This window comes from Haloarcula sp. CBA1129, from assembly GCF_008729015.1.
Classification (GTDB): domain Archaea; phylum Halobacteriota; class Halobacteria; order Halobacteriales; family Haloarculaceae; genus Haloarcula.
Genome location: NZ_RKSM01000001.1, coordinates 2,668,191 through 2,680,205, shown reverse-complemented (window position 1 = coordinate 2,680,205; position 12,015 = coordinate 2,668,191). Strand labels below are relative to the sequence as shown.

The window sequence follows — 12,015 nt, the reverse complement described above, 5'->3', positions numbered from 1 at the left end:
CCAGACTATGTTTGAGTACGTTCGTTCCTTGGGCCGTGGCTTCTCACCGACTGGACTCATTGTCGCCGGTCTCGGCTTCTTTCTTACCCGGTTCACAGTCACGCTGGCAGTCAACGACGGACTGACGGCGTTCGTCTTTGGCGGGGTGTTACCGCTGGTACTAGGGCTAGGGCTGTCGGCGTTCGGTGTCGTCCTCGTCGTCGGTGAGTTCGAACGCAGGTTCGTCCGGACAGTCACGTTGTGGTGTCTCGCCGGGACCGGTGCGATGCTTGTCCTCGTTCTGGTAACGCTGGTCGGAAACGGCGGTATGGGGCCGCTGTCTGCCGGAGGGAGTCGCGCGTATCTGTCGAACTTCCTCATCGGCGGCGGCGTCGGCGGGGCGCTCACCGGCGTCTACGCCGGACGGTCGAACCGCCAGCAACACGAACTCGAACAGCAGGCCGCCAGGCTGGACCTGGTCAACCGCATCCTCCGCGACAGGGTGCTGAACGCGCTGACGGTCATCCGGGGCCGGGTAGAGATCGCGGAGTCGCGGGACGGTGTCGGCACGGCCGATCTCCTGTCGGTCGTCGACGACCGCTCGGCCGGCGTCCAGCAGGTCGTCGAGAACATGAAACACATCACCCACGGCGGGTCTGAACTGACCCTAGACGCCGTGCCCGTGGTCCCGTGTGTCGAGTCCGGCGTCGACACAGTCCGGGAGACGCACCCGTCGGCCGACTACGACCTGCGGACCGACGTGCCCGCGGACCTCCAAGTGCGGGCCAATACGATGCTCGACAATCTCGTCGCGCATCTGGTCGAGAACGGGGTCGTCTACAACGACAGCGACAGCCCACGCGTCGAGGTTGCGGTCACCGACACCGAAGACACCGTGACCATCAGCGTTAGCGACAACGGGCCGGGGTTGCCCGAGCGACAACGCGACCTGTTAGACCGCGGCGAAATCGGCTCCTACGAGGACCGTTCGACCGGTTTCGGGCTGGACCTCGTTCGCCTGCTCGTCCGGAGCTACGGCGGACGGACGGCGGCCACCGTCACCGACGAGGGGACGACGATAACGCTGATACTGCCGCACGTCTCGGCCGACGGCGGCGTCGCGACGACCCAGTCCAACGACGTGCTGGGACTTCCGCCGCGCCGCTTGGGCCTCGCTGTCGGCACGTCCCTCGTCGCTGCCGTCGTGATGGGTGTCCCGATGCAGCTACTCTCCGGGAGCGTCCCGGTCATCGGGGCGCTGTACGGCGTCCAGAACGCTCTGGTCGGATGGATAACCCACGGCTTCCACAGCGTCGTCTTCGGACTGGTGTACGCCGCGCTGGTCCAGACCGTACCGGGCCACTTCTCCGACCGCCTCCGGTACGTCGGGGTCGCACTCGGCTGGTCGCTCGTGCTCTGGCTTGTTGCCGCTGGGCTCATCATGCCGCTGTGGCTCTCACTGGTCGGTATCGAGGCGAGCCTCCCGAACCTCAGCGCGGTGGCGCTGTTGGCCCATCTCCTCTGGGGTGGTTCCCTTGCCGCGCTCTACCGCTACGGTTGCCGTGTCTGGGCACTGTGACCCATCTGTGCCCGGCGTCGTTCGCCGGACCCTGCTATCATCCGCAGTTGGACTAATACAACCAAAATTGTTTTACGCGCTACTGCAGTTGTATAGCGTGATGTCCCGCGTCTCGCTCCCACACGATGCGAAGGCCGGTCCCACCAAGCCGGAGGTCCGGGCCGTCCTCGCAAGCAAACTCGCTCTCACCGGGTCCGACCACTTCGCGGAGGTCGGGTCCTGTACCGGTGCTGTCACCATCACGGCGGCGCGCCGGGCCGGGCGGGTCACTGCGCTCGAACGCAAGCCGAACCGACTCGACGTGACCCGCAAGAACCTCGCGGCCAACGACATCGACGCCGATGTCGAACTACGCGAGGCCGAGGCCCCTGAGGGATTGCCGGACGACGCCGACGCCCTCTTCCTCGGCGGGTCGCGCAACTACGAGGCGGTCCTCGACCACGCTGTCGAGACCGGCGTCGACCGTATCGTGATGAACGTCTCACGGCTCGAAGTCGCCGGCGCAGCGACCGAGGCCTTCCGCGACCGCGACATTCTGGAGGAGGTCGTCCAGTTTCAGGTGAGCCACGGCTACGAACTCGCCGGCGCGACGAGCTTCAATTCGGAGAATCCAGTGTACATGCTCGTCGGCAGCGCCAGCGAAGACGTTGCCGCCGACGGCGCTGGCGGGCCGAGTGACGCCGATGCCGCAAGCGGAGGCAAGCGATGACCCTCTACGGCATCGGCCTCGGCCCCGGTCAGCCCGATCTGGTGACGGTGCGGGGCAAGCGTGCCCTCGAATCCGCCGACGTGGTGTACTCCCCGGGCCGACTCTCGCGGTCGGTCGCGACCGAGCACGTCCCCGAGGAGCGCATCGGCGACCTCGATTTCCCGATGACCCGCGACGAGGAAAAGCTCCGGTCGGCGTGGAAAGAGGCCGCTGCGGAAATCGCGCCGACGGCCCGCGAGGGCGACGCCGCCTTCGTCACGCTCGGTGACCCGAACGTCTACTCGACCTTCGGCCATCTCCGGCGGACCCTCGCCGCCTTCCATCCCGAGGTCGACCTCGAAGTGGTGCCCGGCGTCAGCGCCATGTCGGCGTTTGCGACGGCGCTGGGCGTCGAAATCACCGCCGGGTCGAGCCTCGCTCTCAGGGAGGCCGACCGCGGCGCGTCGCCGACCGGCCCCGACCGGATGATTCTGTTCAAGGTGACAGACGCGCCGGCCACCCACGAGGGACTGGTCGAGGCCGGCTACGACGTGGTGTACGGCCGTCGGCTGTTCATGGAGCAGGGCGAGACAGTTGTCACGGACGACCCGAGCGAGATCGACGAGCGAGACTACTACACGCTGGCCTACGCCGAGAAGCCCGAGACGCGCGTCGAGCAGGCGACCGACGCCTTCCTCGAAGCGGCCGACGAGAGCGGTGTCGTGACCGACGGCGGCGAGCAATCAATCGGTGACCTCGCCAGACAGGAGCGCTCCGAAGCCGCCCTCTGTGGCGACGAGGTGAAACATGACTGACGAGACTGGCGAGACGGACCCGCAGACGGCAATCGACTCCGTCGCCGGGAACCGCGACGACCGTGTCTACGAGCACAGCGCCGGCGACGAGCAGGAGGGCATCCCCTTCGTCGGGGCCGGCCCGGGCAACCCCCGGCTGCTGACTGTCGCCGGCCGCGAGCTGCTGGCCGACGCCGACCTCGTAGTCCACGCTGGCTCGCTGGTCAACAGCGAACTGCTGGAGGAGTACTGCGCCGACGCTGAAACGGTGTCCTCCATCGGCAAGGACCTCGAAGAGCTGATTCCGCTGATGCGGGACGCCTACGAGGCCGGCGACACCGTCGTCCGGCTTCACAGCGGCGACCCCGCCATTTACGGTGCAGCACTGGAGCAGATGGACGCACTCGAACACGAGGGCGTGCCGACCTACATCGTCCCCGGCGTCACCTCAGCCTTTGCCGCCAGCGCGACCATGCGGACCCAGCTGACGCTCAACGAGGTCGCCAACCACGTCGCCTTCACGCGCCCGCAGGGCAAGACCCTCGACGAGGACGAGGACCACATCTCCGAGTTCGTCGGCATGGGTGACGTGACGACCTGCATCTATCTGGGCACCCACGCCGTCAGCGAGACGATGGAGCGGCTGCTCGAAGACGGGCACGACCCTGAAACTCCGGTGGCGGCCATCTACCACGCATCTTGGCCTGATGAGGACGTTATCGAGGGGACGATTGCGACCATCGGCGAGAAACTGGAGGACGCCGGGTATCGGGCGTCTGCGATGGTCGTCATCGGCGACGCCGTCGGCGGCGAGGACTACGAACGCTCCTTCCTCTATGGCGACTGGGCCAACCGGGGGAGCGACGCGGATTCACAGGAGGCTGACGACTGATGAGCACTGACAACGACTCCGGTTCGAACAGTTGCAAAGCACCCGACTCCGACGGCGAGGTAGCCGAGAACATCGCTATCGTCGCCTTCGAGCGGAAGATGGACACCGCCGAAGACATCGTCGACGGCATCGGCGACCGCTACGAGTCCATCGACATCCTCGAATACCACGGCGACGTGTTCGAGGAGTACTGGGGCGAGTACGACTGCTTCATCGGCCTGATGGCCAGCGGTATCGCGATGCGCAAGACGGCCCACCTGCTCGACGACAAGTGGGACGACCCCGCCATCTGTGTCGTCGACGAGGAACTGACGTGGGCCATCCCCATCACCGGCGGCCACCACGGCGCGAACCAAGTCGCCGACGACCTCGCGTCGATGGGCGCGGTGCCGGCGATGACGACCGCAAGTGAGGCCGCAGACAAACAGGGCGTCGAGAAGCAGGCCAAGGCGCTTGACGCCCACGTCGTTAACGGCGACTCGACGGTCGCGACGAACCTCGCCGTGCTCGACGACGAACTCGGCCCCATCGAGCGCCTCGACGGGCCCAAGGCCGTGCTGGTCGACGACGACGTGACGGTGCTCAAACGCAACAAAGACGACGGTGTCGTGCTGGGCTGTGGCAGCGTCGCCGGTGCGGCTGTCGAGCAGTTCCACGCAGCTTGGGAGCAGGCGCTGAACGAGGCCGACCTCGACCGCTCGGACGTGGAGTTCGTCGCTACCGGGACGCGGAAAGCCGACGAGGAGGGGATGCTCGCCGCCGCCGAGGAGTGGGGGCTGGGTGTCGTCGCCTTCGAGAAGGGGACCTTAGAGGAGTTCGAGGGTCCGACCCCCTCGCGCTCGAAGGAACTCATCGGCTGGCCGGGCATCGCCGAGGCGTCGGCCATCGCCGCCGGCAGCGAGCACGACCTGCTGGCCGAAAAGACCCGCTACGACGAGGCCGTTACCGTCGCTATCGGGCAGTAATTCCGACGCCTTCTTGACCGCTACCGCTCAGTCCGGATTTCTTGCCATGCGAGCGGTCGCTGTACGCTCTTGTGGCGCTGCAACTGGTGCACCGCGCTACAACTCTAAACTTATTTACCATGTGCGGCTGTGGTGACAGGTGTTGTATGACAACACTGCTCGAAGACAAGGCGGCAGTCGTCACGGGTGGCGCGAGCGGGTTCGGCCGGGCGATCTGCCGACGATACGCGGAGCACGGTGCTGACGTGATTGTCGCAGACCAGCAGGAGGAGCCCCGTGAGGGCGGTCAACCGACCCACGAACTAGTCGAAGCCGAGACCGACCGAGACGCACACTTCGTCGAGTGTGACGTGACCAATCCCGACGATCTGGAAGTGGCCGTCGCCGCGGCCGAAGAACTGGGCGGTATCGATATCATGGTCAACAACGCCGGGATCTCCGAGATCGCGGACTTCTACGAAACGACGGAGGAAGATTACGACCGGCTCATGGACGTAAACACGAAGGGCGTGTTCTTCGGTGCGAAGATCGCAACGGAGGCGATGCGGGAGAACGGCGGCGGGACCGTCATCAATATGTCCAGTTCGGGCGGTATCCGCGGTACCGGGCTGCTGGTCAACTACTGCACTTCCAAGGGTGCGGTTCGACTGTTCACCTACGCGCTCGCGGACCGCCTGAGCAACTACGATATCAGAGTTAACGCCATCCATCCGGGCTACAGCAAGACCCAGATGTTCGAGGACGAGCGGATCGACGACACGACCAAAATGATGCTGAAGGAACTCATCCCTTCCGGACGCTTCGGCGAACCCGAAGAGATCGCCGACGCGGCGACGTTCCTCGCCAGCGACATGGCCTCCTACGTCAACGGCGAGAGTCTTGTCGTCGATGGGGGACTGAGCAACACCTGATCAGTTGTCGCGGTTTTCGCGCGCGACTGCGGACACAACCGGTCGAAGCTCCGTGTTTTCTCGATCAGATTCCGGCCCTCGTGACAAGCTGACTTTCCCTGCTAACACCTCTGCTTGAACTAATACAAGCACAATTGTTTTATGCGAAAGCGGCGTTGTACTCACCATGCGCCACAGTATCGAGATTCGACCGTCGGTTCTCGGAGCGCTAGGATGAGCAGCGACGGACGCCAGTCGGCAGCGGCCGCGACCGAGGCGACGCGCCCCGCTGACTACGGAACGCTGTACGTTGTCGGTATCGGCCCGGGGCTGCCCCACGACATGACCCAGCGGGCGAAAGACGTCATCCAGACCGCCGACTGCATCATCGCCTCGAACCTCTATCAGGAGTTCCTGCGGAAAGACGGGACGCTTCCGCCCCAGTCTGCCGAACTCGACGGCGAAACCGACGACGGCGAAATCGCCGATGAGGAAGGGGCCGTGCTGGAACGGCCCGACGGCAGCCGGCAGACGCTCATTCGGTCGTCGATGGGCAAGCAGGTCGAACTCGCCCGCGAAGCGTTCGAGCGGGTCCGTGCCGGCGAGGACATCGCCCACGTCTCCGGCGGCGACCCGAACGTCTACGGGAAGTCCGACCTGCTGTTTACGATGGCCGACGCCGACGACGCCGACGACGTGCCAATCGAAATCGTCCCCGGCGTGACCGCGGCGCTGTCGGGGGCGGCGAACCTCGGCGCACCGCTGTCGAACGATTTCTGTACCATCTCGCTGTCCGACAAGTGGCGCGGCTGGGAGGAAATCGAGGAGAAGCTCCGGGCAGCCGCGATCAGCGGCTTCGTCGTTGTTCTCTACAACTGCTGGCGCGACTACGAGCGGGCCGTCGACGTGTTGCGAGAGGAACGAGCGGACGACGTGCCCGCCGCTATCGTCAACGACTCCGGCCGCGGCGAGGCCGGCCGCAACCTCGACGACGAGACGGAGACGATTACGACGCTCGGCGAACTGACCGAGCACGACGACAAGGTCGGCGGCATGGGCTCGTCCATCGTCGTCGGCACCCACGAGACTGAAGTCTGGCGCAACGACTACCAGGAGTTCCTCGTCACCCCGCGCGGCGGGCGTGACGTCGACGATTTCTAATAATGAGCACTGACAACACCACCGACGCGAGTACAGAGACGGAATCGAAATGCGGCGCAAGCGAGGCGCGAAGCGCCTCGGAAAGCGCGAGCGGCAACGCCGCGAGCGAAGCGGAAGCGGGGCCCGACACCGGCTCCAAATGCGGCGCAAGCTCGGCAAGCTCGTCCACAGAAACGACGCCGGACACAGGCGACGATACGGCGTCGAAGTGTGGGGCGTCCTCGTCCGACTCCTCGTCGTCATCCAGCAGCAGTTCCTGCGGTGCGTCCTCATCGTCCAGCGAATCGGACGACGAGGAGGAAGTCGGTGCGACTGTCGACGACTTCGATGCCGAGCCGGGCCAGCTCATCGCCGTGGGTCTTGGCCCCGGCCAGCCAGAGGGGATGACCGCCCGCGCCCGCTCCGCGCTGCTGGACGCCGAGCATATCGTCGGCTACACGACCTACGTCGAACTGCTGCCCGACGAAGTGACCGACGCCGCCGAGGACATCTACAACACGCCGATGTGTGGCGAGGTGTCCCGAACCGAGGAGGCCATCGACCGCGCGCTGGCGGGCAACGACGTGGCCATCATCGGCAGCGGCGACCCGAACGTGTACGCGCTGGCCGGCCTCGCACTGGAGATCATCGAATCGAAGGGCGCGACGGCGACGATGCTGGACTTCGACGTGGTGCCGGGCGTTCCGGCCGCCCAGTCCTGTGCGGCCCGCGTGGGCGCGCCGCTGGTCAACGACACCGTCTCCATCTCGCTGTCGGACCACCTCACGGATATGCCGACCATCGAGTCGCGGCTCCACGCCGCCGCCAAGGAGGGGTTCACTATCACCATCTACAACCCATGGAGCCGCAAGCGCCGGGACAACTACGAGAAGTGCTGTGAAATCCTCTTGGAACACCGCGACCCCGAGACGCCGGTCGGTGTCGTCCACGCCGCCGGCCGCGAGGACGAACAGGTCGAAATCGTCGAACTCGGCGACCTGCCCGAACTGGGCGAAACCGACCTCGTCGACATGACTACCACCCTGCTCGTGGGCAACGAGGACACCTACGTCTGGGACGACCGGATGGTGACGCCGCGGGGCTACGAGACCAAGTACGACTACTAATGTACCGAATCACCATCGACCGCGACGCCTGCGACGGCGTGTTCGCCTGTCTCGTCCGCGACGGGCGCTTCGCCGAGGACGGTGAGGGGCTGGCGACCCTCGACACTGACGGGCCGACCGAACTGGAGGTCGACGACGCCCACACCGTTGCGGCGAGGTTCGACGACGACCGCCGTGACGACGCCGAGCAGGCCGCTGCAGCCTGTCCGCTGGACGCGATTCACGTGGAATCCGTTGAGGAGGACGTGGCGGCAGATGCCGCCTCCGGTGGCGATACAGAGGAGGTCCAGCCATGAGCGTCGAAACCGGCGCGCCGAACGACATGCTCGCCGCCCATCCCGAGACGGCGTATTTCTGGGGGCGAGTCGCCGGCGACGGCGAGTGCGAGGACGGCTGTGTCACCGTCCGTACCAATGATGAGACGGCTGCTCGGCGGCTCGCGTCCGTTGCCGGGGCCGAGCGGGCCGACCGCCGCATCGTCGAGCGGGCCTACGCTCACGACACTTCGATTACCCGCCAAGAGGAGGAGTTCACGGTGCAGGTCGTCGGTGGCCTCGCCGACCGCGCCAGTGCAGCGCTTGGCCTGCCGTTCGACGGCGACTCGGGCGGCTATCGCTTCGACGCGCTGGCCGACTACGACCGCCAGCTCCTCCGGGGCTTGCTCGAAGGCTGTGGCACCGTCTGTTTCAAGTCCGACGACAACGCGGTCGGCATCTCATTCGTCCACGAAGACGAGCGCCTGCTTCGGACGGTGCAGACGCTGCTGGACCGCTGTCCGGTCGAGGCGCCCTACGACGACCTCTCGGAGACCTCGTCGGGCTACTGGTTCGGCGTCGACGACGACGCGGCACCTGCCCTCGGCGACTGGCTGTACGAGGGCAGCGAGGAGACGGGGCTGTTCGCGCCGAGCCGGCGGCGCAAGCTCCGGAAAAGCGTCGAACGAGTCCGAGAACGATGAGCGAAGCTACCACTGCTCCGAAGACACTCAACGACGAAGCAGTGTTGCTGGCTGGCCACGGCTCCCGCCGCGAGAAGTCCAACGAACAGGTCCGCGAGCTCGCAGTCGAGCTTGAGGGACGGCTGGGGATTCCCGTTGATGCCGCCTTCCTCGAACTCGCAGAGCCGGCCATCGACGAGGCCATCGCGGGGCTGGCCGGGGCAGTCTCGGAAGTGTCGGTGGTCCACCTTTCGCTGTTCGCCGCCAGCCACGTGAAAAACGACGTGCCGCTGGCCGTCGAGCAGGCCCGCGAGGCCCACCCCGAGCTGACGATCAACAACGGCGCACATCTGGGCGTCCACCCGGCACTGCTCGACCTGCTGGACGACCGCGCGGCCGCTGTCGAGGCCGAACTGGGCGTCGACCGCGAAGAGGACGAGGTGGCCGCCGTCGTCTGTGCCCGCGGCTCCAGCGACCCGGACGCCAACGCCGATGTCCACAAGCTTGCCCGGCTCCTGTACGAGGGCCGCGAGTTCGACCGCGTGGAGGCTTCATTCATCGGCGTCACCGAGCCACTGCTGGACGATACGCTCCACGACATCGCGAAGACCCGACCCGATGCCGTCGTCGTGATTCCGTACATGCTCGGCGACGGCGTGCTGACCGGCCGCATCAAGGACGGCGCACGCGAGTTTGACGAGGAATACCCATACGTCGACGCCGCGCCGGGCGAGCCGCTCGGGACTGACACCCGTCTGCTCGACGTGCTCGGCGACCGCTGGCAGGAAGCCCGCACCGGGAGCGTCGAGATGTCCTGTGACACCTGCAAGTACAAGGTCGAACTCGACGGCTACGAGGAGGATCAGGGCGGCGCTCGCGCGATGCTGCGGGCGCTGACCCATCAGGCCGAACACGCCGACCGCGAGAACGTCGACGACGACCCGCACGTCCACGACGCCCCCGAGAAACACGTCGCCGTCTGCACGAACCAGACCTGTGCACAGGACGGCGCGCCGGCGGTCCTCGAACGACTGCGTCAGGCCGCCCGCGATAGCGACCAGTGCGACGCCCGCATCACACGGTCGTCGTGTCTCGGTCGCTGTGGCGAGGGGCCGATGGTCGCCGTCTACCCCGACGGCGTCTGGTACGGCGGCGTCGAAGACGAGGATGCTGACGAGATTGTGTCCTCGCACTTGGATCGGGACCGCATCGTGAGCGAACTCGTCGACCAGACCCTTTGAGAATACACCCCTACAACACTACGACACACAATGAGCTGCTACGAAATCGAGGCCCTTCGACTGGGCCTCATGAACGTTCTCGGTACCGAAGACGACCACGCGCGCCAGCACGCGGAACAGGAGCTGGAGGGCCACATGACCGGCCCGATAGAGGCCCTTGCCGGCGCGGAGACGCTCGCCGGGATCGAGCGCCACCTCGACGCGGCGCTCGTAGACCTCGAAGAGGAAATCGCCGCGACCGACGAGGACGACCCCGAGTACGACTACCTCCGGGGCCGACTTGTTGCAGTCCGCGACGCCGAGCGGGCGGTGTCGCGCATCACCATGCAGGGCGAGGACGTTCTCAGTGGTCTCGGTGAGGCCCACGACGTCCTCCACGAGGCGTTCCCTGTCGATGAGTAGCCAGCGCGGATGGACCGCGTCGCTCGGTGAGATACCCCCGGCCCGCTCGCGTCATCAGGGCCGCCGCTCCGCAGTGACGCTGACCGACGGGCTGGCAGTCGTCGGGACCGCTGATGGGAATCTTCGGGCGTTCGACGTATCGACGGACGCCGACCCGCAACGTCATCGATGGCAATACGACACGGATGGCGACCCCAGCGTCGTCGGGGCAGTGCCGTTCGACGGCGGCTTCGTTGTCGGCGAACGCAGCGCACGCGGCGAGATCCGTTGTCACGACGCTGACGGGGGCCTGCGCTGGCGGTACGAAAGCAGGGCGGACCTCGGCGAGCCACAGCAAAACACCCGCTTCCTGCTCCCCTTCGTCGCGAGTCTCGCCACTGACGGCGACCGCCTGTACGCTGCCGCCCGACGGTACGAGCGCCGGACCGACGACAACGGGACCGACCAGCGCCACTTCGAGAGCGTCGTGTACGCGTTCACGCCCGATGGAACCGTCGAGTGGACCTACCGGACCGACGGCTCACCGATATCGCTCGACGCCGACGACGGTCGCGTCGCCGTCGCGTACAACCGCTGCCCCGGCGACCACCAGCACGGCCTCGTCGTCCTCGACGCCAACGACGGCGACCCGCGCTGGATGTGGGACCCCGGGACCGACGGCCAGCGCCGCGTCGGCGATGTGGCCCTGCTTGCCGACGGCGTTGTCGTCTCCAGCCACGGCGACTACTGTGGCTACCGGCTCGACAGCGGCGGCCGGGAGCGCTGGCGCGTCCCGCTTGCGACGCCGACCGACGTGGGCGGGGACACCGTCTATGCCTACCCCAATCACGTCCACGCGACGGCCGAGGGCGCGGTGTTCGTCACCGGCAACACCTACCCCGAGGAGGGCCGCGAGACTGAGGCTCGTCATCCCCGGGAACACACCGCAACTGGCGTCTCGCCCGACGGCGACCGCCGCTGGGACGCGCCCGTCGGCGGCTTCGCCAGCGGGCTGGGGACCGACGGCTCGCTGCTGGCCGTTCCCGGCGCACAGAACTTCCGGGACCGCGACGCCGACGACCACGCCCTGCGGTTGTTCGATGTCGTCGACGGCCCTGTCGGTACGCTCGACACCGACGGCGTCGTGACAGCGGCCGCAGTCGCGGACGGTACTGCCGTCGCCGTCGAGGAACCGGTCGTCTACCACGACGAGGGCCGCGAGCGCGGCACGTACCGGTTGCATCGAGTCGGAATCGAGAACGAGATGGCCCAGCCGCGCTGTTGACGCGTTGCCACAGCGATCTGGCCCAATAGCTGCCTGTTCTGCTGATCCTCTCTCGGACGTGATTTCGTCGGTTTGGCTGCGGTTACTGTGTTATGTGGTATCAAACTAACCGTTTGC

13 protein-coding genes are annotated in these 12,015 nt (G+C 66.5%); all 13 read left to right on the top strand.

Features of this window, described 5'->3' with window-relative positions; all coding sequences use genetic code 11:
- Positions 1 to 7 precede the first annotated feature (7 nt).
- The 13 genes from Har1129_RS13515 (at position 8) to Har1129_RS13455 (ending at position 11,898) form a co-directional block, all read left to right on the top strand.
- Positions 8 to 1,558 (top strand): ATP-binding protein, encoded by a 1,551-nt coding sequence (locus Har1129_RS13515; protein ID WP_151101139.1) that lies wholly within the window; start codon positions 8 to 10, stop codon positions 1,556 to 1,558.
- 100 nt (positions 1,559 to 1,658) lie between these two features.
- On the top strand, positions 1,659 to 2,267 hold the full coding sequence (gene cbiT / locus Har1129_RS13510; protein ID WP_151101138.1) for a precorrin-6Y C5,15-methyltransferase (decarboxylating) subunit CbiT: 609 nt from the start codon (positions 1,659 to 1,661) through the stop codon (positions 2,265 to 2,267).
- Entirely contained in the window at positions 2,264 to 3,061 is a 798-nt protein-coding gene (locus Har1129_RS13505; RefSeq protein WP_151101137.1) for a cobalt-factor II C(20)-methyltransferase, read from the top strand. Before cbiT ends, Har1129_RS13505 begins: the two co-directional genes overlap by 4 nt.
- Positions 3,054 to 3,932 (top strand): cobalt-precorrin-4/precorrin-4 C(11)-methyltransferase, encoded by an 879-nt coding sequence (locus Har1129_RS13500; protein ID WP_151101136.1) that lies wholly within the window; start codon positions 3,054 to 3,056, stop codon positions 3,930 to 3,932. The genes Har1129_RS13505 and Har1129_RS13500 overlap by 8 nt, the downstream gene beginning before the upstream one ends.
- Complete coding sequence (cbiG, locus tag Har1129_RS13495) at positions 3,932 to 4,897, top strand: cobalt-precorrin 5A hydrolase (protein WP_151101135.1); 966 nt, start codon at positions 3,932 to 3,934, stop codon at positions 4,895 to 4,897. The genes Har1129_RS13500 and cbiG overlap by 1 nt, the downstream gene beginning before the upstream one ends.
- Before the next feature lie 146 nt (positions 4,898 to 5,043).
- Complete coding sequence (locus tag Har1129_RS13490) at positions 5,044 to 5,808, top strand: SDR family oxidoreductase (RefSeq protein ID WP_151101134.1); 765 nt, start codon at positions 5,044 to 5,046, stop codon at positions 5,806 to 5,808.
- 213 nt (positions 5,809 to 6,021) lie between these two features.
- Complete coding sequence (locus Har1129_RS13485) at positions 6,022 to 6,948, top strand: precorrin-3B C(17)-methyltransferase (protein ID WP_151101133.1); 927 nt, start codon at positions 6,022 to 6,024, stop codon at positions 6,946 to 6,948.
- 2 nt (positions 6,949 to 6,950) lie between these two features.
- The gene (cobJ, locus tag Har1129_RS13480) at positions 6,951 to 8,054 is read left to right on the top strand and encodes a precorrin-3B C(17)-methyltransferase (RefSeq protein WP_151101132.1); all 1,104 of its coding nucleotides are present in this window, start codon (positions 6,951 to 6,953) and stop codon (positions 8,052 to 8,054) included.
- The gene (locus Har1129_RS13475) at positions 8,054 to 8,350 is read left to right on the top strand and encodes a ferredoxin (protein WP_151101131.1); all 297 of its coding nucleotides are present in this window, start codon (positions 8,054 to 8,056) and stop codon (positions 8,348 to 8,350) included. The genes cobJ and Har1129_RS13475 overlap by 1 nt, the downstream gene beginning before the upstream one ends.
- Positions 8,347 to 9,012 carry a cobalamin biosynthesis protein gene (locus tag Har1129_RS13470; RefSeq protein WP_151101130.1) on the top strand — a complete coding sequence of 222 codons (666 nt, stop codon included), beginning with the start codon at positions 8,347 to 8,349 and terminating at the stop codon, positions 9,010 to 9,012. The genes Har1129_RS13475 and Har1129_RS13470 overlap by 4 nt, the downstream gene beginning before the upstream one ends.
- Entirely contained in the window at positions 9,009 to 10,232 is a 1,224-nt protein-coding gene (locus tag Har1129_RS13465; protein WP_151101129.1) for a CbiX/SirB N-terminal domain-containing protein, read from the top strand. The genes Har1129_RS13470 and Har1129_RS13465 overlap by 4 nt, the downstream gene beginning before the upstream one ends.
- Before the next feature lie 30 nt (positions 10,233 to 10,262).
- On the top strand, positions 10,263 to 10,634 hold the full coding sequence (locus Har1129_RS13460) for a DUF3209 family protein (protein WP_151101128.1): 372 nt from the start codon (positions 10,263 to 10,265) through the stop codon (positions 10,632 to 10,634).
- Positions 10,627 to 11,898, top strand: a complete 1,272-nt coding sequence (locus tag Har1129_RS13455; RefSeq protein WP_151101127.1) for a PQQ-binding-like beta-propeller repeat protein — start codon at positions 10,627 to 10,629, stop codon at positions 11,896 to 11,898. The genes Har1129_RS13460 and Har1129_RS13455 overlap by 8 nt, the downstream gene beginning before the upstream one ends.
- Positions 11,899 to 12,015: the final 117 nt, after the last annotated feature.

Coding starts and splice junctions, on each gene's coding strand:
- Har1129_RS13465 (WP_151101129.1), top strand. CDS start 9,009: ATGAGCGAAGCTACCACTGCTCCGAAGACACTCAACGACGAAGCAGTG.
- Har1129_RS13515 (WP_151101139.1), top strand. CDS start 8: ATGTTTGAGTACGTTCGTTCCTTGGGCCGTGGCTTCTCACCGACTGGA.
- cbiG (WP_151101135.1), top strand. CDS start 3,932: ATGAGCACTGACAACGACTCCGGTTCGAACAGTTGCAAAGCACCCGAC.
- Har1129_RS13475 (WP_151101131.1), top strand. CDS start 8,054: ATGTACCGAATCACCATCGACCGCGACGCCTGCGACGGCGTGTTCGCC.
- Har1129_RS13505 (WP_151101137.1), top strand. CDS start 2,264: ATGACCCTCTACGGCATCGGCCTCGGCCCCGGTCAGCCCGATCTGGTG.
- Har1129_RS13470 (WP_151101130.1), top strand. CDS start 8,347: ATGAGCGTCGAAACCGGCGCGCCGAACGACATGCTCGCCGCCCATCCC.
- Har1129_RS13455 (WP_151101127.1), top strand. CDS start 10,627: ATGAGTAGCCAGCGCGGATGGACCGCGTCGCTCGGTGAGATACCCCCG.
- Har1129_RS13490 (WP_151101134.1), top strand. CDS start 5,044: ATGACAACACTGCTCGAAGACAAGGCGGCAGTCGTCACGGGTGGCGCG.
- cobJ (WP_151101132.1), top strand. CDS start 6,951: ATGAGCACTGACAACACCACCGACGCGAGTACAGAGACGGAATCGAAA.
- cbiT (WP_151101138.1), top strand. CDS start 1,659: ATGTCCCGCGTCTCGCTCCCACACGATGCGAAGGCCGGTCCCACCAAG.
- Har1129_RS13460 (WP_151101128.1), top strand. CDS start 10,263: ATGAGCTGCTACGAAATCGAGGCCCTTCGACTGGGCCTCATGAACGTT.
- Har1129_RS13485 (WP_151101133.1), top strand. CDS start 6,022: ATGAGCAGCGACGGACGCCAGTCGGCAGCGGCCGCGACCGAGGCGACG.
- Har1129_RS13500 (WP_151101136.1), top strand. CDS start 3,054: ATGACTGACGAGACTGGCGAGACGGACCCGCAGACGGCAATCGACTCC.